The 19,113-nt window shown below is 58.7% G+C and carries 16 protein-coding genes and 2 pseudogenes; 8 read left to right on the top strand and 10 right to left on the bottom strand.

The genetic code is table 11. From position 1 onward, the window contains the following. Positions 1-10: 10 nt before the first annotated feature. From ACIGJB_RS29920 to ACIGJB_RS29955, 8 genes are all read right to left on the bottom strand, one after another. On the bottom strand, positions 11-961 hold the full coding sequence (locus tag ACIGJB_RS29920; RefSeq protein WP_483735042.1) for a dihydroorotate dehydrogenase: 951 nt from the start codon (positions 959-961) through the stop codon (positions 11-13). After that, entirely contained in the window at positions 954-1,802 is an 849-nt protein-coding gene (locus tag ACIGJB_RS29925; protein ID WP_483735043.1) for a dihydroorotate dehydrogenase electron transfer subunit, read from the bottom strand. The genes ACIGJB_RS29920 and ACIGJB_RS29925 overlap by 8 nt, the downstream gene beginning before the upstream one ends. Positions 1,803-1,871: 69 nt before the next feature. After that, positions 1,872-3,110 (bottom strand): MFS transporter, encoded by a 1,239-nt coding sequence (locus ACIGJB_RS29930; protein ID WP_483735044.1) that lies wholly within the window; start codon positions 3,108-3,110, stop codon positions 1,872-1,874. A gap of 378 nt (positions 3,111-3,488) precedes the next feature. After that, entirely contained in the window at positions 3,489-5,078 is a 1,590-nt protein-coding gene (gene tnpC / locus ACIGJB_RS29935) for an IS66 family transposase (protein ID WP_483730843.1), read from the bottom strand. A gap of 57 nt (positions 5,079-5,135) precedes the next feature. Then, on the bottom strand, positions 5,136-5,489 hold the full coding sequence (gene tnpB, locus ACIGJB_RS29940) for an IS66 family insertion sequence element accessory protein TnpB (RefSeq protein ID WP_158577782.1): 354 nt from the start codon (positions 5,487-5,489) through the stop codon (positions 5,136-5,138). Beyond that, positions 5,489-5,959, bottom strand: coding sequence for an IS66-like element accessory protein TnpA (gene tnpA, locus ACIGJB_RS29945; RefSeq protein ID WP_483730842.1), 471 nt, complete (start codon positions 5,957-5,959; stop codon positions 5,489-5,491). Before tnpA ends, tnpB begins: the two co-directional genes overlap by 1 nt. Before the next feature lie 1,018 nt (positions 5,960-6,977). After that, positions 6,978-7,301, bottom strand: a complete 324-nt coding sequence (locus ACIGJB_RS29950) for a hypothetical protein (protein WP_483735045.1) — start codon at positions 7,299-7,301, stop codon at positions 6,978-6,980. A gap of 26 nt (positions 7,302-7,327) precedes the next feature. After that, positions 7,328-8,209, bottom strand: coding sequence for a helix-turn-helix domain-containing protein (locus ACIGJB_RS29955; RefSeq protein ID WP_483735046.1), 882 nt, complete (start codon positions 8,207-8,209; stop codon positions 7,328-7,330). Between the two features lie 239 nt (positions 8,210-8,448). Here ACIGJB_RS29955 and ACIGJB_RS29960 point away from each other — a divergent pair, with 239 nt between their 5' ends. Beyond that, entirely contained in the window at positions 8,449-9,690 is a 1,242-nt protein-coding gene (locus tag ACIGJB_RS29960; protein WP_483735047.1) for an MFS transporter, read from the top strand. 334 nt (positions 9,691-10,024) lie between these two features. Beyond that, complete coding sequence (locus ACIGJB_RS29965) at positions 10,025-10,660, top strand: MOSC domain-containing protein (RefSeq protein ID WP_483735048.1); 636 nt, start codon at positions 10,025-10,027, stop codon at positions 10,658-10,660. On the opposite strand, the gene ACIGJB_RS29970 is transcribed toward ACIGJB_RS29965, so the two are convergent. Further along, positions 10,644-13,628 (bottom strand): Tn3 family transposase, encoded by a 2,985-nt coding sequence (locus tag ACIGJB_RS29970; RefSeq protein WP_483735049.1) that lies wholly within the window; start codon positions 13,626-13,628, stop codon positions 10,644-10,646. The two genes, ACIGJB_RS29965 and ACIGJB_RS29970, sit on opposite strands and share 17 nt — an antisense overlap. A 383-nt stretch (positions 13,629-14,011) precedes the next feature. Here ACIGJB_RS29970 and tnpC (ACIGJB_RS29975) point away from each other — a divergent pair. Both tnpC (ACIGJB_RS29975) and ACIGJB_RS29980 read left to right on the top strand, forming a co-directional pair. After that, positions 14,012-14,674 (top strand): annotated as a pseudogene (gene tnpC, locus ACIGJB_RS29975) (IS66 family transposase); the annotation flags it as partial. Positions 14,675-14,736: 62 nt separating this feature from the next. Beyond that, positions 14,737-15,009 (top strand): hypothetical protein, encoded by a 273-nt coding sequence (locus ACIGJB_RS29980; RefSeq protein ID WP_483735050.1) that lies wholly within the window; start codon positions 14,737-14,739, stop codon positions 15,007-15,009. Between the two features lie 671 nt (positions 15,010-15,680). Here ACIGJB_RS29980 and ACIGJB_RS29985 read toward each other — a convergent pair. Next, a pseudogene (locus ACIGJB_RS29985) lies at positions 15,681-16,007 on the bottom strand (ISKra4-like element ISBusp5 family transposase); the annotation flags it as partial. Between the two features lie 189 nt (positions 16,008-16,196). On the opposite strand from ACIGJB_RS29985, the gene ACIGJB_RS29990 reads away from it, so the two are divergent. From ACIGJB_RS29990 to ACIGJB_RS30005, 4 genes are read left to right on the top strand one after another with little or no spacing between them, the layout of a single operon-like run. Beyond that, positions 16,197-16,616: a cupin domain-containing protein gene (locus ACIGJB_RS29990; RefSeq protein ID WP_483735051.1), complete on the top strand. Its 420-nt coding sequence runs from the start codon at positions 16,197-16,199 to the stop codon at positions 16,614-16,616. A gap of 5 nt (positions 16,617-16,621) precedes the next feature. Further along, complete coding sequence (locus tag ACIGJB_RS29995) at positions 16,622-17,389, top strand: HpcH/HpaI aldolase family protein (protein ID WP_483735052.1); 768 nt, start codon at positions 16,622-16,624, stop codon at positions 17,387-17,389. A gap of 23 nt (positions 17,390-17,412) precedes the next feature. After that, a complete protein-coding gene (locus tag ACIGJB_RS30000) occupies positions 17,413-18,363 on the top strand; it encodes a DUF6282 family protein (RefSeq protein WP_483735053.1) in 951 nt (316 codons plus the stop codon). Further along, on the top strand, positions 18,360-19,088 hold the full coding sequence (locus ACIGJB_RS30005) for an NAD(P)H-dependent oxidoreductase (RefSeq protein WP_483735054.1): 729 nt from the start codon (positions 18,360-18,362) through the stop codon (positions 19,086-19,088). Before ACIGJB_RS30000 ends, ACIGJB_RS30005 begins: the two co-directional genes overlap by 4 nt. Positions 19,089-19,113: the final 25 nt, after the last annotated feature.

A 19,113-nucleotide genomic window follows, 5' to 3' on the forward strand; every position in this document is an offset into this window, starting at 1 on the left:
ATCTCGTTGCTCAACCGGATTGCTGGGCGAAGCGAAGCCAGCGGTCGCTAAGCTGGCGATCCAGAATTACCTGACCAGTGAGGTCGCGAATGGATTCAACGCCGGTTTGCGTGCAGAAGGCGTAAAGCCCATCGATGATCTTCTGCATCGCCGCCGGATCGCGGAATGAGGCGGTGCCGACCTGAATGGCAGAGGCGCCGGCCAACATGAACTCAATGGCGTCTTCAGCGTTTTGAATGCCACCGCAACCGATGATCGGGATGCGTACGGCGCGGTAGCATTGGTGCACCATGCGTAGCGCAATCGGCTTGATGGCCGGTCCCGAGACACCGCCCATGACGTTCCCAAGCTTGGGCTTGCGGGTACGGATATCGATCGCCATGCCCAGCACCGTGTTACCCATGACAATCGCATCGGCACCGGCTTCCTCGGCGGCCCTGGCCACCGCGGCGATGTTGCCGGCGTTAGGTGTGAGCTTTACCCAGAATGGATGCTTGGTACGACGGCGGATTGCGGACACGGCCTTGTAGGTCGTTTCCGGCAACATGGCGAAGGCCATGCCGTCCGCCTCCAGATTGGGGCATGAGATGTTCGCCTCTATTGCCGCGACCTCTGGCAGTGACATCTCTTCGCATGCCGCGCCAAACTCTTCCGCAGTGTCAGCAGAGATCGACACGATAACGGGAGTGTTGTACTGCGTGTAAGGCGGAAGTACTTCGTTCTTGTAGTAGTCCAGCCCCTTGCTCGGAATACCAATCGAATTGAGCATCCCGGTATAGGTTTCCGCCACGCGCGGCGTGGGGTTGCCGGCACGCGATTTTGGCGAAACGCTTTTGATGACCAGGGCGCCAAGCTTGTTCAGGTTCATGGCTTCGCGATACTCGATCGCAAAACAGCCGGATGCGGGCATTACGGGGTTGCGCAGCGTCAGGTCGCCAACCCGGACAGTCAAATTAGCCAAACTCCACCTCCCCAACCACTTCGCGAATCTTGAATACCGGGCCTTCGCGACACACGCGGAGGAACTGCTTGCCACCCTCGCAATCGAACAGGCGTACGCACGACAGGCACACACCCATACCGCAGGCCATGCGCTGCTCCATTGCGACCTCGCCTTGCACCTCGGGGTGGTCTTGCAGCACGCGCTGGAGCAGCATTAGCAGGCGGTGCGACCCGCAGGTATAAATGGCGTCGGGGGACTGCTCGGCGATGAGGCGGCGAATCAGGGCCTCCACGGACTCCACCGATGACGTGCCGTCGGTGTCCAAGACGCTATGCACCTCTGCTGTGGCGCCGCGCAAGAACTCCTTCTCCATCAGGTCGCCCGAGGTGCGTGCAGACATCACCGCGGTGATGCCCACGCCAGCTTCGGCAGCCTGATGGATCAGCGGAGCCATCGTGGCCAGACCTACGCCACGGGCCACGACGAGAATCCTTCGGAAGGATGGCTCGAACGTAAAGGTGTTGCCGAGCGGCCCAACAATGTCCATGTAACCATCGGTGGGAAGAGTGGCCATCGCCCTCGTGCCAACGCCAGTGACGTTGTATAGGAACTCGATTCGCCCGGATTCCGGGCCGGCGCCGTAGACGCTCATCGGCCGTAGCAGAAACGGTTGCTCCTCGGCAGTCGTTGGACAATTGAGCTGGTAGAACTGCCCGGGGCGCGTAATGTCGGCAATCGGGGCATCGGATTCGAGCCTGATGTACTTGTATCGCTGGTTGACCCAGTAGTGCTCAACAATTCGACAGCGATAGGAGGCTACGGTAGCCGCGGAATCCGCGCTACACACGGTGGCACACATGGTGGTAACTCCTGAGAAATGCGCTGCGCCGCACGGCGCAGCCTAAGGAATGTCCGGTAGGTTCCGGCGTTATTCGAGCTCGACGCCCTTGAGTTCAGGGATGAGGAAGATGGTGGCGATCATGTCCAGAACGTAAATGCTGGCAAGCAATGCGATCGCGAGTTGAAAGGAGTAGGTTGCCGCAATGGCGCCTACGACAATTGGTCCCAGCCCGCCGACTGCGCGTCCGATGTTGAACAGGACGTTTTGTGCGGTAGCGCGTGCCGCGGTGGGGTAGGCCTCGGAGATCAGTGCACCGTATCCACCGATCATGCCGTTGACGAACATTCCCATCACCGCGCCAGCCCACAGCATTGTCATGGGATCCGACAACTGGGCGTAAAACAGCACCATCGCCACTGCGCCTGCCTGGAAGATCAGGAACGTCGGCTTGCGGCCGATGCGGTCTGCGAGCTGGCCGAAGATGATGACGCCAATCATCATTCCGACGATCGTGACGGAGGTCCACATGGCCGATTTGGTCAGCGAGAAGCCCAGTGTCTTGGATAGATAGGTGGGCAGCCAGATCATGATGCCGTAATACCCGAAGTTCTGAACCGAACAAAGAACGACGATGCCAAGACTGATTCGCGTGGTCTTACCGTCAGCAACCAGCAACTTGAATGCATTGGGCTTTTTCTCCCTGCGGGTACTCCGGACAAACACTTCAGGCTCGTGCAGGCGATTACGGATGAACCATGCAACCAGTGCTGGGACGACACCAATCACGAACATGCCGCGCCAGCCGACAAGGGGCAGCAGCAATGGCGTCAGCAACGCAGCCATTAGCACGCCGGATTGCCAGCCCAGCGCGACATAGGATGAGACGCGGGCGCGCTTGCTGGCCGGCCACGCTTCGGCTGCGAGGGCCATGCCGATGCCGAACTCGCCGCCAAGGCCAATGCCGGCGATAGTGCGATAGACCAGCAGATCCCAGAACCCTTGTGCAAACGCGCACATGCCGGTGAACACGGCGAACAGGACAATGGTCCAGGTCAGCACGCGAACGCGTCCATAGCGGTCGCTGAGCGCGCCGAAGATGATTCCGCCCGCCACGGCACCGATCAGCGTCCAAGTGACCAGTGCTCCTGACTGGCTGGTGCTGAGCGCGAGCGCTGCGCCGATGGCCGGCAGCATGAAGCCCAGGATCAGAAGATCAAAGCCGTCCATGGCGTAGCCAATGGCCGATCCGGCCAAGGCCTTCCATGCGTACGGGGAAGTGGGGACCTCGGCCTCTGAAACTGACTGAGTGAGGGGCTGGCTTCGCATGCTGTCTCCATTTTTAGACTGTAAGAGCCTGAAAAACCACTGCATTGCGGTGCGCTTGGGATCCTGATGAGGATGAAGTGCTGATGCAGTGGAAGATCTTATTTTTTAGACTATGCCGGAACAATGCCGATTGCAAGCGATTTACGGCAATGTCGGGGTTTACGCCGAGGCGGGGCATGCGCAAGCATGATGCAGCTCGGTCGCATGCTACACTTTGGAAAATCCAATTAATGAGACGACGTTGCATCGGGAGGGATTGACTTCGAGGCGATTGGGGGCTTCGTGCCAACCGCCTTGCCGCGTTGGCTGCGCAGCAGCTATATGGGCTGAGCAGATGTAAGCGCTAGTTTCTGCACACCTTGCGTGCGATGAACTTGTTCAGGCAGGATGCGGCGGGGCGAAGTTGAACGGCAACAGGTCGCTAATGTCAGCGTCTGGCTTTCGCTTTGGCAGCTCTGTGAGCACGTGGAGCAGATAGGCGTATGGCTCGACGTCACTGGCGCGGCACGTAAGCATCAGGCTATAGATCATGGCGCTTGCCTTCGCGCCAGCCACCGTGTCCGCGAAGAGCCATGCCTTTCGACCTGTGCAGAATGGCCGAATGTCACGCTCCACCGCGTTGTTATCCACCGGCGCCCGTCCATCGATAGCATATCGACTCAGGTATTCCCACTGGTTGCGCGTGTAGGCGATGGCCTTGCCCAGGAGGCTTTCCGGCAGCACCTGTGGCGCCTGTTCATCCAGCCACGCCTTGAAGGCTTTCAGCAACGGTACGCTGTGCTGCTGGCGCAGCCGATACGTGTAGTTGGCGCGCGTTTCGCCATCGGGCAGATCTTCCTTGGCGAGCGCCTCGACCTGATACAGGGCCTTGAAGTACTCGAGGGCCTTTCCCACTCGGGCGCTGGGCTTCTTTTGACCTTTTTGCGCATCAACGAACATCCTCCTTGAGTGCGCCAGGCAGCCGAAGTGCGTGACGCCTTCGAGGTTGCGCCAGGCACTGTAGCCATCGGTCATCAGCATGCCCTCGTAGCCGGCGAGGAACGCCTGCGGATACTCCTGTCCGCGCCCCGGCTGGTAGTCGAATAGCACCACCGGATGCTCGCAGTCCTCCGCGCTGCGGTAGACCCACATATACGATTTGCTCTGAGCGGTCTTGCCTTCTTCCTTGAGCACTTGCACCGTCGTCTCATCGGCATGGATCAGCGGCTGCGACAGCAGCGTGCGGCGTAGCGCCTCGTACAGACGGCTGTAGTGCAATTGTGCAGGGCGAATGATCCAGTTCGCCAGCGTGCCACGGCCAACCCCAATCCCAGCGCGCCCCAGCGCATCCTCCATGCGGTACAGCGGCGTGCCGTCAACGTACTTGCCGATAGTCACCGTCGCCAGCATTGCCGGGCTTGCGTTGCTGCCGGGCAGTGGTTGGGCTGGCATCGGCGCGGTCAACACCGGCGTGCGCTCGGCATTGCGATCGCAGTGCCGACACGCGTATTTGAAGCGTACGTGCTGCAGTACCGAGACCTTTGCTTCGATGTGCAACTGTTCGCTGACCTCCTCGCCCATGCGGTGCATCGAGCCCTGACAGCATGGGCAGATCTTCTGGTCTTCAGTCAGGTCGTACTCGATGCGCTGGCGCGGTAACTCCGCCGGCAGCGGCTTGCGTCCGCGTTTGCCGCCTGCAGGCCTATCAGGTTCCGGCAACCCCGTGTCCGGAAGCGCGAACGCGTCATCCTCGTCGTCAGACAGGGCCGTGGCAGCCATCTGCTCAGCTTCATCGAACACGCGGTCCTTGAGCTTCTCGCTGCTCGGTGCGAAGCGTTTGGACTGTGCGAGGCGGAACTGCTCTTCGAGGAGCTTGATGCGCTCCGTCAGCTCGGCGATGTGCTGGGCGTTGGTGGCAGCCCGCGCTTCGAGTTCGCGGATATAGGCCTGGGCGGCCGGCGGCAATCGCGAGAAGTCGTGTTCAGTCATGCTGAACACGATAGTGCAGCTACTGCGCAGATAGGTATACGTCACCCCGCACGGCCATCAAGCCGTATGCTGATATTGGCGTGACGGATGGCGCTTCACTGCGTCCACATCGATACCGTCCAGCAGCCAGTGCAACTGCTCGGTTGTCAGCTCGACCACCATCTGCTGACGCCGTGGCCACGCGAAGCGGTCTTCTTCCAGGCGCTTGAGCAGCAACCAGAACCCGTTGCGGTCCCACAGCAACAGCTTGACGCGGTTGCGCCGACGGTTATGGAAGGCATAGACGGCGCGGGCAAAGGGATCAAGCTGCATCGACTGCTCGACCAGCGCAACCAACCCATTGATCCCGAGGCGGAAATCCACCGCATTGCGGTGAAGGTAGACCTGTACGTCGGAGCCGAATCGGAACATCAACGCGCTCCCAACGCTTCGATCATCGCCTTCACCAGCGCAACGTCCTGCCCGCCGCATTCAAGTTCGACCGTCACGCCGTTGGGTAGCCGCGCCTTCAGTAACGCTGGTGTCAGAGATAAGCGCTGCGGTGGCTGCGTGCGAGCTGGCGCCTCGGCCGGCGGACGTCCCCGCACCACCGGCGATTCCGTGACGCGCATCACGTCGTTCACCTCGACGACCGGCACGAACGCCGGCATCGTAGACCCTGTGGCCGCGGCGGCTTCATTTGCCACCTGGTGCAGCCGAATCCACTTGCGCAACTGGTTCGTATTGATACCGAGCTTGAGGGCCATCCCGGATACCGATACCCCAGGCCGCAGACATGCCTCGACTAGTCGGCGCTTGTCCGTCCGGTCAAAGTCTCGCTTCCCGTTGGAGCGAACACGGATCACCCTCAGCGGCAGAACGTCAAACTCGGCTTCCATCATGATTGCGTCCGCAAATAGTGTTGCGGACGCAAGCCTGCCCACTCTCAGCCGCAAATACTAGGTGGGGTCAATTTCGCGCTTACGAGCAGATTGAGAGGCGCACTCGGGATCTCGCGTTCGACTGAAAAAAATTGCGACACGCATCCTGGCTCTTTGGAGGCCGTCTCATTCCTGCTTACCTGCCCAAGCTACGATGGGTAGCTCGAGCAGGTGTTGAGAGATGAAATATCGACGAAGGCAATGCTAGGTGGCCGCAGTCAAGCTCGGCATGTTGACTCTGACAACACTAGCCTTGTCGCTGTAGAGCGACATCCGAATTGTCATGCCGCTTCAAATAGGTGGCATCGCGTCGAAGTACATGAACACAAGGTTCTGAATGCGTGAAGCGTAGCTCCATGATCAGGCTGGTCATATCGTCAACGTATGCGAGCAGCGTGCAGACGCTGCGTCGCACACCACAGCCATCAGCCTGCGGATCGTACCCTTTGACAGGTTCAGCCCGTGGCATTCGTGCAGCTTCTTGCATGCAGCGTAGATCCGAAATCCAAAGAACGTTCTCGGAAAAAGGCCTGAGCCGCGGCCTCCCGTTCAGCCGAACAGGCATTTGTCGCGGGGCGCCTACGCGTGCGAGACACTAGCCCGACGGGCCTTTCGGCCTGTAGTGCTCCAGCAACGGCCGAAGCTGCCAGTCCGTGATGGGCGATCGTTCGGCAGCCATGCTGCGCTGCAACTGACCTTCAATGCTGCCTGGGCTGTCTTGGCCCCATCAATTTCAATGACCTCGGATCTTAGGATCTAGTAATTGCTTGGCCACCTCCCTCACGTTCGACCGGGCAGGCTGAATATCATGGGGAGCGCCTCACACCTCACGCAGACGTTTCTGTTTTACTAGACCCGGACTCACTACGTTGCTTCTACACCCTCATCAAAACTCAGCTATCTTGGCCGGATCGAAGAAATATTGGGGAGGCATCAGTTGGATTTTGCCACGCAAGCTTCAAGGTCTTAGACTGCTCTGTTAAAAGAACTGGCGCCGTTCGTCGTAGTCGAGCACAATCCGGTTCATCGCATCCAGAAGGGCCTGAGTATTTCCTAGCGCCGGCTCAATTGTCTTCATATAGCCGAGCAACTGGATCTGGGCTGCGTTCGCGACTTCGGTCGTGATACCTTCGTCGTCATGCAAGATTACGTAGGAACGTGCGAAACCGTAGATTAGGAAATAGGCAGCAGCATTGCCGATATCGCTTTTCATCAGCTCTAGCGACTGTTGCTTTACCTTTAGGAAGGCGTCCGTTCCGGGGGCACTCTGTGCAAACTCGGCGGTGACGGTCTTGAAGTCCATATGTCTCTCTATTTCAAACGATCAAATCAAACCTGTTGCAGCATGCGCCGCAAAAGCCTGGCGCCATCGATTCCCTTAAAGGACCGCTGCCATAGTGCATCGACCATGCTGGTGTACAGCGAGACAGCCTCAGGCGCGGCGGTTACAGACGCAATGCCTCCGGATATATTGGGAAACTCCCCGAATCGAAACGGGCTGACCGCGACATAGGAGCCTGTCGGACGCTCGAAGATCTGGAACGTGGCGTTTGGCATGCTCTCGTTCACGATGCCGATTTGCATACCGGCCGGTTGCTGCTCGAGTAGCCCGGCAATGCGCTCCACTTCGGCTCGGGCAGCGAGCGAGCGTTCCATCCTTGTCGCCGGGGGCAAATCCATTCGGCCAATCAATCCAAAGTGCACGAACCGTTCGAGTTCCCGCAAACCAATAAGACTGACAATCGGTGTTGGCTGAGAAGCATAGGACGTTTTCCGCTCGCGCAGCAACTCCATGACGGCCTGGATACGGCTCTCATCGTTGTCTCCACCTTCCTGTAGCATCTGCTCGAGATACCTCTCATAGTTTGGTGAGGTGAGCAGGAATGAAATCGGTTCGAAGTGGGCCAGGATGCGCGTCGCGCCTTGCTCAAGCTGACGCATTCGCTCGATGTAGGCAATGGCCGACGGATAGTATTCAGTTCCCGCTCCGAGCAACGACTCCAGCGAAGTCCCCAGAATGGCGGCCAAGCGATCTAGCGTTTCGATCTTGACGATCTCGCCCTTCTCCATTCGATAGACGGCAGCGCGCGAAATGCCGAGAACGTCGGCAATCTGTTCGGCACGCAGTTGAGCGCCCAAGCGATAGGCCCGAAGCCGGGCACCGATCGCTTCGAAGTCGATCTCCCCGGGTGCCGTCGCGCAACGTGGCATAGATGTCTCATTAATTAGATTTTGTCACTATAGCATGCCACAGCCATGAGAGGGCTGTATTTGTACTGAAGCGCTAGGCGTAAACCCCGAAAAAATACAAACAGCTTGCTTTTGTGATGCGTCCCGCATAGTCTAAAAAAAGAGATTTGCGGCGGCGCTGGCCTGCAGGATCACTGACCCGGCTCGACGGCCAGCGCTGCTGTGTTTTTGCGCTTTTTCAGTCTAAAAATGGAGACAGCATGAGAAGTCAGCCACTCACCCAACCGGCGCAGGACGTCGAGTCACCACTTACTCCCCCCTATGCTTGGAAGGCCTTGGCGGGATCCGCCATTGGCTATGCCATGGACGGATTCGACCTGCTAATCCTGGGCTTCATGCTGCCGGTAATCAGTGCGGCCCTGGCACTGAACTCCAGCCAGTCGGGTGCGCTGGTGACGTGGACCTTGATTGGGGCAGTGGCCGGCGGCATCGTCTTCGGAGCCCTGAGTGACCGCTATGGGCGAGTACGGGTGCTGACCTGGACCATAGTTCTGTTCGCCGTGTTTACCGGAATGTGTGCGTTCGCTCAGGGGTTCTGGGACCTGCTAATTTATCGCACCATCGCGGGCATCGGCCTGGGCGGGGAGTTCGGCATCGGCATGGCCCTGGCGGCCGAAGCGTGGCCAGCCGCCAAGCGCGCACGCGTTTCATCCTATGTTGCCCTGGGCTGGCAGACGGGCGTGCTGATGGCCGCCTTACTGACGCCAGTGCTGCTGCCCGTGGTGGGCTGGCGCGGTATGTTTGTGGTCGGTGTGATTCCGGCCCTGGTTGCATGGTTCATCCGAAACCGCCTTCACGAGCCCGAAGTATTTGTGCGCAGCGCGCGCGCAGGGAACAAGCCCAACGCCTTTCGGCTGCTAGTGGCCGACGGCAGGACCGTGCGTACCAGCCTTGGCATCGTAATTCTCGCTTCAGTCCAGAACTTCGGCTACTACGGCATCATGATCTGGCTGCCCACCTACCTATCCAAAGTCCTGGACTTTTCGCTGACCAAGTCGGCAATGTGGACCTCGGTGACCATCGTCGGCATGATGATCGGCATCTTTGCCTTCGGCCAACTGGCAGATCGCATCGGCCGCAAACCGACGTTCCTGATCTTCCAGGGCGGATCCGTGGTGATGGTGCTCCTCTATGCCAGGCTGTCCGACCCCATGACGATGCTGTGGGCAGGCGCTGTGATGGGCATGTTCGTCAACGGCATGCTCGGCGGCTATGGTGCGCTGATCTCGGAAGCCTATCCGACGGCTGCCCGCGCTACCGCGCAGAATGTGCTCTTTAACATTGGGCGTGCGGTGGGCGGGCTCGGTCCCATCGTCGTAGGCGCCATAGCGGCTGCCTACTCGTTTCAAATCGCGATCGCGCTGCTCGCCGGCCTCTACGTCATTGAAATGATCGCCACCGTATTCCTGGTGCCTGAACTCAAGGGTATCGAACTGGAATGACGCCGGACTGAGCAAGGCAATCCCCGGACGTGCAACCTCAGCCGAGACCGCGGATGAATTCGGCGTGCAGACGATGAAATGTGACTTCCGGAAGCGGTCGCGATCGAAGCCAAATATGTCCTGCTCGAGACTATCTGCGAGGTGGTCTCGGCGATCCGCCGGAGCACCGAGCATCCGTTCTGGGTCAAGCTGACGCCGAGTGCTGGGATGCGACATTCTGATGCCCGTGCCCACATATGCGGTTAATACCGGCCGCGGTCGAGCGCAGCAGCGTCCGTCCCGGTTATAACGCCAGCGGAAGCTCCCGTCGGGCGTGCAGAAACAGGACTATTCCATGTCAGAAACAAACGTTAAGCCCATAGTCGTTGGAGTGCAGATCAGCAAGCACCACACATTCAGTAAGACCCCGAAGCAGGCCATCCGGCTCATCGAGAACTTTGGCGTCGAGGGCGACGCCCATGCGGGCACGACCGATCAGCATGCGTACCACGTTAAGCGCTTTGGCCAGCAGCCCAATCTCCGGCAGGTTCATCTGATCCAGACGGAACTGTTCGACGAGTTGGACCTGAAAGGGCATTTGGTCCGGCCGGGCGACCTCGGCGAGAATATCGCTACACGACATCTCGACTTGTTGGGCCTCCCGACCGGAACCCGCCTGCATCTGGGCAATGACGCTGTGATTGAACTGACGGGCCTACGCAATCCATGTGTGCAAATTGAGCAGTTCAAGCCGGGGTTGCTCCAGCACGTGGTGGAAGCTGAACCCAGTGGGCTGGTGAGGAAGGCAGGGGTCATGAGCATCGTGATCCGCGGCGGCGAGGTCCGCCCAGGTGACACAATCGAGGTCGAGTTGCCACCACCGCCTCATGCACCGCTCGTCTACCGCCCGCCGGTCCTCGATCTGCGCATCACGAGGGGCGGCCGGGATTCGCAAAAAATCCGCCACATCTTCGCTAAGCCGCTGATTTGAATATGAAATCGATCGATGGGTCGAGCGGCGGCACGCGCCGCTGCAGGTCGAGCAGGTAATCGCCGAACCGGTTGATGTGCTCGCGTCGGTAAGGTGACAACGCCTTGAGGACTTCGGCATTCACCGGGTGCCCGCGCTCCTGCAAATCCTTGAGCTTGCGCGACATCCACTGAACGTTGTGGAGGATGACCATGTTGGCAACCAGCTGGTTGTACTTGATCACCTTGCGCTGCTCGTGCCGCAGATTTTCGGCAATGATCCCGTCGCCGCCAAACATCAACCACTGCGCGAAGTCATTGAACTGCTCGCTCTTGTTGGTCGCGGCGTGAATGGTGCGACGGAGCTCCGGGTCGTTCAGGTACTTCAGCAAGAACAGCGTGCGGATAACGCGGCCGAGTTCACGGAACGCGAAGTAAAGCTTGTTCTTCGTGCTCTCCGAACCCAGCCGGCGCAGGATCGTCGACGGTGTCATTTTGCCGGCCTTGATCGAGACGGCAACGCGCATCATGTCAGAGTAGTGTCGTTGGATCAGGTCCCAGTCGATGGACTGACGGCACAGGCGCTCGATATGGTCGTATCGCCGGCGCCGGTCCGCCTTGTATAGCACCAAGTCCTTGATATTGCGCATGCGCGGCATCAGGTTGATGCCCAGCAGGTAGGACAGACCAAACACCGGCCCACTCTGCGCCTGAGTGTCACCGTGAATGGTATCCGGTTGGATCTCAGAGCCATTTTTGATGAGGCCGTCCAAGATGTACACCGCCTCATGCACGCCGCACGGAATGAAGTTGCTGAAGAGCGCGATGTACATGTCGGAGACATGGTAGTAGCCGATCCCGCCATACCCGCCATAACGGATGTGGTACTCCGACAGCAGATTCTGCTCATACAGAGTCCACTTCGTTCCATCCGCGGACGCGCGTTTGCCACTACCCCAGTACTTCGGTAGCGCGAATTGATTGTATGCGTTGATGACCTTCACGATGGCCTTGTCGAGCCGTTCCTCCGTGACGTGACGCAGGTTCAGCCAGGCAATTTGCTTGCGGCTCAGCCCCTTGACGGATCGTGCCGTCTGGCTCGGCCCCAGATTGCAGCCGTAGCAGAACAGCGTGCAGATAACTCGCTTGCGAGGGTCATCGAGCTTGGCATCGAAGCCGGACAATGGACCGAACAACCTATGCAGATTTAGCCATTGCTCCGTTTCGGTCAGCACGTCAAGGATGCTGATCTGCGGCATCGATGCGGTGATGGCCTGGTCGATCAGCATCATGTTGGGCGGGTCAGGCGCCTTGCCGGGCCGGTGGATGATCAGCCCCTGTTCTCCAAACTCAATGCCGTCGTTCTCGGGGAAGTTGGCATCCACCTCGTCGAGGGCCGTGCTCAGTTTGTCGGACAATGTTTTAACGAAGCTCTTGCCATCCGTTGGCAGGCCAACGATGTCACAGTAATGCGGTAACTCCCGCTCGAACACCTCCTCCGATACCTGATGGAGGCGGAAGTCGTCAAAGCGGTCGCTGCCCTCCACGTAAAGGTCACCCGAGTTCAGCTCACGCATGACCTGATCGAACACGCATAGCTCAAAGTACCTGCGATGGAGCAGACGAGAACTCCGGCCGTCCGGAAAGATGGCTTTTTCCCACTTGGCCGGGAGCCAGTCGAGCGGAAGGTTCAGCAGGTCGTCGTCAGTGAGCTGTAGATATTCGCGGTGCGAGGCCCGGAAGCCCTGTATCCAGGCCAGTGCCACCAGGACCGTCTTGTCCTGCGAACTGGATCTGAGCGGCAAGACCTCAAGGCACTGAAAGAGCAGGGAGCGCTGCTGGCGGTACGGCGCGAGCATGAATGGAAGATCGAAGTTGCCAGCGTACGCGATATGCTCATTGCAGCGGGCAAGCGCACCTGCTGCATCGTTACCGAGGACCTCACGCACCTTATCCAGCCGGAAGATATCGGCAATACCGTCATCCTCGAGAACCTGCAGCACATCACGGAACTGGCTGACCAGGTCTTCCAAGGAGTCGGCATGCGCGAGCTGATATTGCTGCAGTCGGGTCCTGGCGAGGCCCTCGAGCTTGCGCATGACCTTGATGAAGATTTCGGCCACATCGTCGAGCGCCTTCTGTAACTGCGCGTGAATGAAGAGCACTGCTAAAGTGAATCGCTTGGCTGGCTTGAGCGACCTGAGTTCAGCAATGTCAAGCGCCCGGGCCTCCGTCACCAGTTGCGCGCGTTTGGACACGGAAAGCAACGCTGGCGCCTGCGGCAGACCGTCGGCCAAGGTTCGCAGGGCCTGGATGTGTTTGAGGAAGCTTGCGATTTCGCGTGCGGCGGGGCGCTTGGGCTCACGTTTGAGCTGGTCCCAACCGGATTGATCGGCCTGACCGTCAAACAACGCCTCAATCCGAGCGATCTGCGAGCCATCGAGCGCATCAGCGATGGCACGATAGATGGCTTCATTGCACCGGCTGCGGGCTTGGGTGGCCATTCGGTGAAGACTGGCTAATGGGGGCAGTTCGCACCGTAGCCGGATCAGCTCTTCGATCAGCACGTTGATGATGTCGGGCAATTCGACCTTGGTGTGGGCCGCATCGGTTGCGAGCGCCTCTAGCCATTTCAGCGTGTTGGCGTCGACCGGCCGAATGTGGAGATACCCGCGTAGCAACTTCTGATGGCGGGAGCGGGTGCCAGAGGCATCGTAGCGCTTGATCGTTGCGCGGGGCAGGGCAGAGGCTCGCAGTGCTGCGCGCACGTGATCGATCACGATAGGTGGCACGTCAACCAGCATGGGGAAGTAGCCAAGGCGCTGCAGCAGTTTGAGCTGCACGAGAATCAGCACAGTCGTAGAGGTGCGACGGGACTGGCTGCGCGCGAAACGGATCTCGGTCGGTGTCGGCGTGAACGCAGCGTCGAGTTCGGCGGCGGTAAACTCAGCCGGCAGCGTCGGATAGGCGGTATCGTGGATTTGGGGCATCCTTAGCGCCGCACAACGTCCAGCTTGATGCGCCCCATGTACCGGACCTCGTCATCGTTGCGGATTGTGTTGTCGCCATTTGGAGCTGCCAACGTTCACCCCCTGTTTTCCAAATCCGTTACTTCCCTTGGTCCGGTATCGGAGCCCTTCGACAGCGTGCGTGCCAGGATGTGGAATTTGCCTGCATTTGATGACAGATCGACGGGCCAAGCGCTCCCAACTTCAGCCTCATCTTTGCCGATGTGTGCCGTTTGAGGCACTCATCGCAATTTGAGCTCATTCTAGCCGGGGCGCAGCCACGAGGTTATCCGGGGTGCCGGGAAGGCTAGATTCCCTCGATAAATCAAAGAGTTGCCAGAGATGTGGCGGATTTTTTGCGAATCCCGGCCGGCCCTCTGAAAGGCTTCAGGGGGATCCTGCAAGCTGACGCATTCGCAGGCTACAACTCGATTTACAGAGACGGCGAGGTGCAAGAGGCCGGATGTGTCGCTCACGCGAGACGAAAGTTCCACGATCTGTACTTGGCACGCAGGAACGACGTCAACACTGAGGCGCTGCGCCGGATCGGCGAACTTTACGCTATTGAGGCTGATATCCGCGGGAAGCCTCCCGACGAGCGAAGGCGCGTCCGACAGGAGCGGGCGCGTCCATTGCTGGAGGCCTTCGAGATCTGGTTACGTTCGACGCTCAGCAAGGTGTCGCCCAAAAGCGATACCGCGAAGGCTATTGGCTATGCATTGAATCAGTGGTCGGCATTGACCCTGTATGCCAGTGACGGTCGCGTTGAGATCGATAACAACGCAGCGGAGCGTGCGCTGCGGGCCGTTGCCCTCGGTCGAAAGAACTTCCTGCACTTCGGCTCTGACAGTGGCGGCGAACGCGGTGCCGCTATCTATTCGCTGGTGGCCTCAGCCAAGTTGAACGGCCTCGACCCCGAGGCCTACCTGCGCCACGTCATTGCGCGCATCGCCGACCACCCCGTCAATCGCGTCAGCGAACTGCTGCCATGGGCCATGGCTGAGCAGATCCGCTCGACCGCCGCCTGAAAGCAACCCCGTCGTCAAGAACGCTGTCCGTCGGACGGTTACCACTGCAAACCGATTCGCAAATGAGCAGTCGCTTTGCCCGTTTCGAGATGCCTCGATGGCAGGAGTCGGAAGCCTTCCGTGGCCTGACGGCGGCATTCGAGCGCATTCTTCCTTTGCGGCGGCCGTCAAACCTGTCAAGGCGAGAAATTGTCACGGCGGTTCTGGCGGCGAGCGGAGGTTTGACCGGTGAGGTCTCGTGGCTTTTGAATGCTGCCACCGAGCTTGCGATTCGCGATGGAAGGGAAATGATTGATGTCTCCCACATTGAACACGCCCGGTGCTGCCTGCTCTAACCGGCCGAGGCCGTGGCCAATTGCCCCTCGTCCCTTTGATGGCTAGGCATTTGGAGGCTGGCTTGGACGCCTCGCTGGCAAGTACTCCATGACGGTCGAGCAGCTTTGGACGCACGCCGATCTCGGTCCGATGCCAACTCTGACAGATGGGAAATGGCTACTGTTTCCGCCAGTACCGCTCGAGACCTTGGAACGTCTCTCACAACTAACCCACGTAAGCGTGGATCGCCTGCGGGCCATGCAGACTCCGATCGGTTGGATCTATGAACGACGTCGCTTACGATGTTGCTATCTCTGTTTGATCCTGAACCGCGCCGATGTCTGTTCGCCCTTCTGGAAACTCGAGGGGCTGGATCCGACCTTTTCAACGTGCGAGCAACATCCGGGTAAGCTCGAAACGACCTTGCACTGGGACATCTCTACGCTTGGCAATTTCAATCAGCTGCTTCGAAGAGCGTACGCAATGCCCCACCGGAAAGTCGTCTCGCACTGAAAAGCCACAGTCGCAGGATTGATGATCCGAAAAAAGCGACAGTCTCATGAATGTGCTCGCACGAACCGCGATCTTCAACAGCAGCCTCATGTCATCCGTAACCTGTTTCAGGAAAAGCGTGTTTGCTACGCAGCCTGATTGACGCACTATTTAGTGTACGGGTTAGTAACACTCCCCCACCACACTTGCATGCTTTCCATCGCTCGCGGCAGTAGAAGACCTTTCCCGACGTGATCTTCAGTTCGGAGGAATGCCCGTCGTGCACACGACGGAGCGCGCCGCAGGCCTTACAAGCTCGCTGCGACGCGCAGTAGCGATCTTACGATCGCTCTGCTTCACGGCAAATTCCTGCTGGACGCAATTAATTAATGATTGGCTTTCCGCGAGGGACAAGCTGACAGTCGCCCGAGGCCGCGCAGTCGGTGCGGTGAAGCCGCATCAGCTCGGCGCCTTTGACCGGGATGGCATCGCCATCATCGAATTTGAGAACGATCGTGCATCGCATGTCGACTCTCCGCTGACGCCGAGGGCCTAATTCCAGCCCTTTTTACGACTTCCTGCAACTTGCCGTTGCGCAATGACTTCCATAGGGCTAACCCCTACTGGCGCTGCCCGTCAAAGCCTCTATCATGCAGTTATGCAGAATGACATCCCGTTATGTACAGCATAACACCGAAAACCGCAGGAGGCAAGTATGGCAGCATCCACAAAAACGACGATGTACAACTGGAATACGCTTGATCGCGAAGTGGTGCGCAAGGGTGTGGAACGGGTCGGGTTCCGCGGCGAGAACGTCGTCATGGTCATGAACTGGGCGACGCCTGGCATGGACGTCAGGCCGCATAGCCACCCCTTCGAACAGATCGCGATCTGCGTTCAGGGTCGAATGAACTATCACGTTGGTGACGATGTGTTCGAGATGACGCCAGGTTCGATGCTTCGTGTGCCACCCCATACCGTTCACTACGCCGTGCCGGTCGGCGATGAAGTGGTTCTTAACCTGGACGTGTTCTCGCCCATTCGCGAAGACTACGCACATCTGGTCGAATACCAGGCGGCGGAATTCGCGGTTACGGGCCCGTCGGACACAGTAGACAAGGTGGTCGAACAGTGACTACCTTGATCAACTTCAAACAGCGCATGCGCGGCCGGGCGCCTCTGCTCGGCACGTTCGTTAAGACGCCGGCGTTCCAGACGTTGGAGGTATTGGCAAACACCGGACTCGACTTTGCCGTACTAGATGCAGAGCATGCTCCGTTTGACCGAGCGCACTTGGACGTCATGGCGCTGGCGGCTCGAGAATTTCCTGCGCTGGTGCGCGTGCCAGAGGCTTCGGAGAGTTCAGTTTTAAACGCGCTCGATGTCGGCCTTACCGGTGTCCTCGTTCCACACGCCACTAGCGTTGCTGATGTTATGCGCGTTGTGCGGTCGGCTCGTTACAAGGATGGAACCCGCGGGTTCTCTAACTCGCCGCGCGCGGGTGGATATGGACGGCTCACTATGGCCGAGCACATTGACGCGGCCGACGCATCATCCGTGGTGCTATGCCAGATTGAAGACAGCGTCGCGATAGACAGGATCGACGAAATCGCATCGATCAGCGATGTCGATTGCTTATTTGTTGGACGCGGCGATCTGGCAGTTTCGATGGGCAAGCATCGCGTAACTGACGACGCCGTTGTCGCCGGGGTTCGCAAGGTGGCTGATGCCTGTGCGAATCACGGTCGAGCGGCTGGTATTTTCGTCTCATCGCTATCCGAGGTAGATGAGTTCCACAGCATGGGATTCACAGTTTTCATTTTCGGGTCAGACCAGGCCTTCTTACGGGGCGCCGCCGTATCGGCCGCCGAACAGTTCAAGCGACTCGCCACCCCTGATCAACTTTAAGCACGCTGAAGGAGTAATCTGGAATGTCTGTCTCGATGCAAACGACCAATTGGCGTACTGCGGATCCTGGAATTGTCGACCGACTGATGCACGGTGCGATTGATCTTCATTGCCATAGCGGCCCGTCGGTGATGCCGCGGTATTTCGACCACTACGAAGCCATGCAGGAGGCATCCGAAGCAGGCGTCCGTGCGCTGCTAATAAAGGACCACTACTATTCTGCCACGCCGGTCACTAGTCTCTTGAACAAGCACTTCGGCCACCACTTGAAGGTGAAGCTGCTCTCTGGTGTGCCGCTCAATAATCAGACCGGTGGTCTTAACGTCTACGCAGTCGAACATGGTATCGCGCTTGGTGCACGCCTCGTTTGGATGCCAACTTTCACATCGGCGAACCACATCGCACACCACAAGAAGGAGGGGGATGATTTCCAGTTTCCGCGCGCAAAGAAGAAGATGCTTGCGCCAAAGGCCCTGACCGTTGTCGACGACAAGGGTGCATTGCTACCCGAAGTGTTGCCGATCCTGGACATGGTCGCCGAACACGATGTGGTGCTCTCGTCAGGCCACCTGCACATCACAGAGATCTGGCCTCTCTTCGAGGAGGCGAAGCGCCGGGGCGTAAAGCGGCTACTTTGCAACCACCCGACATACGTCATTGACGCTACGGTCGAAGATCTCACTACGCTGGCACAGATGGGTGTGTACATCGAGCATTCGATGTGCATGTTTGCAGAGAATTCAAAGTTCCGTTTCTATGAGCCGGAGACGCTGAAGTCCCTGATTGAAGCTGGCACCGTGGAACAGACAATCCTAGGATCTGACCTGGGTCAGGTCGGTAACCCGCGATTGGTGGATGGCTTCCGTAGCGTGATCGAGATCTGTTTGGATCTTGGTTATAGCGAAGCTCAAGTGCGCAAGATGGTTTCCCAAAACGCAGCGGCCCTGATCGGACTGGATGAGTACAACGTATGAAGGCCTTGATCGTATTTGCACATCCGGAAGCTACGTCGTTTACCGCAGCGCTTAAGGACACGGCTGTCCGTTGCCTGGAGTCTGAGGGCTTTGACGTCGAAGTTTCAGATCTATATGCCGAAGCGTTCAACCCTGTAGCGGGCCGGCACGATTTTCATTCCGTATGCGATCCGGAGCGATTTCACTACCAAGCCGAACAGCTCCATGCGTCGAAGGAAGGGGCGTTTGCAGACGATATCACACGCGAGCAGCGGCGCGTTGCCGACACCAGCCTGTTTGTCTTCGTCTACCCCTTTTGGTGGGGCGGGATGCCGGCAATTCTAAAGGGATGGTTCGATCGCGTACTGGCGTATGGGTTCGCATACGCCGATGGCCAGCGATTCGACCGAGGATTTTTCAAGGGGCGGGTCGGTATCGAGGCAATCAGCACTGGCGGTACTCGTGATCGGTTTTCGCCCGATGGCGCGTATGGCGACATCGAGATGCTTTTGCACCCACACCGGCGGTGCATGCTTGAGTATTTGGGACTGACCGTTGCGCAGAGCTTTGTAGCCTACGCTTCGCCCCGCGTGGATGATGCTGCCCGAGCCGCTTACCTAGAGGATTGGGGAAAGCAAGTGAGGGAAGCTTCAGGGGCAGCGCGGGTATTGGCGCCCTCGGCGGATGACCGTCTGCGCTGCACGGCTAAAATTCCGCAAGGAGATGCTTGGGCACGTGCGAACTGAACCGCCCGGTCCAGCACGAAAAGCC

It is taken from the genome of Cupriavidus sp. C2SS-8b, from assembly GCF_057073745.1.

Bases quoted from the DNA above. Each gene is read 5' to 3' on its own strand.
- ACIGJB_RS29925 (WP_483735043.1), bottom strand. From the start codon at position 1,802: ATGTGTGCCACCGTGTGTAGCGCGGATTCCGCGGCTACCGTAGCCTCC.
- ACIGJB_RS29930 (WP_483735044.1), bottom strand. From the start codon at position 3,110: ATGCGAAGCCAGCCCCTCACTCAGTCAGTTTCAGAGGCCGAGGTCCCC.
- tnpC (WP_483730843.1), bottom strand. From the start codon at position 5,078: ATGACTGAACACGACTTCTCGCGATTGCCGCCGGCCGCCCAGGCCTAT.
- tnpB (WP_158577782.1), bottom strand. From the start codon at position 5,489: ATGTTCCGATTCGGCTCCGACGTACAGGTCTACCTTCACCGCAATGCG.
- tnpA (WP_483730842.1), bottom strand. From the start codon at position 5,959: ATGATGGAAGCCGAGTTTGACGTTCTGCCGCTGAGGGTGATCCGTGTT.
- ACIGJB_RS29950 (WP_483735045.1), bottom strand. From the start codon at position 7,301: ATGGACTTCAAGACCGTCACCGCCGAGTTTGCACAGAGTGCCCCCGGA.
- ACIGJB_RS29955 (WP_483735046.1), bottom strand. From the start codon at position 8,209: ATGCCACGTTGCGCGACGGCACCCGGGGAGATCGACTTCGAAGCGATC.
- ACIGJB_RS29960 (WP_483735047.1), top strand. From the start codon at position 8,449: ATGAGAAGTCAGCCACTCACCCAACCGGCGCAGGACGTCGAGTCACCA.
- ACIGJB_RS29965 (WP_483735048.1), top strand. From the start codon at position 10,025: ATGTCAGAAACAAACGTTAAGCCCATAGTCGTTGGAGTGCAGATCAGC.
- ACIGJB_RS29970 (WP_483735049.1), bottom strand. From the start codon at position 13,628: ATGCCCCAAATCCACGATACCGCCTATCCGACGCTGCCGGCTGAGTTT.
- ACIGJB_RS29980 (WP_483735050.1), top strand. From the start codon at position 14,737: ATGAGCAGTCGCTTTGCCCGTTTCGAGATGCCTCGATGGCAGGAGTCG.
- ACIGJB_RS29990 (WP_483735051.1), top strand. From the start codon at position 16,197: ATGGCAGCATCCACAAAAACGACGATGTACAACTGGAATACGCTTGAT.
- ACIGJB_RS30000 (WP_483735053.1), top strand. From the start codon at position 17,413: ATGTCTGTCTCGATGCAAACGACCAATTGGCGTACTGCGGATCCTGGA.
- ACIGJB_RS30005 (WP_483735054.1), top strand. From the start codon at position 18,360: ATGAAGGCCTTGATCGTATTTGCACATCCGGAAGCTACGTCGTTTACC.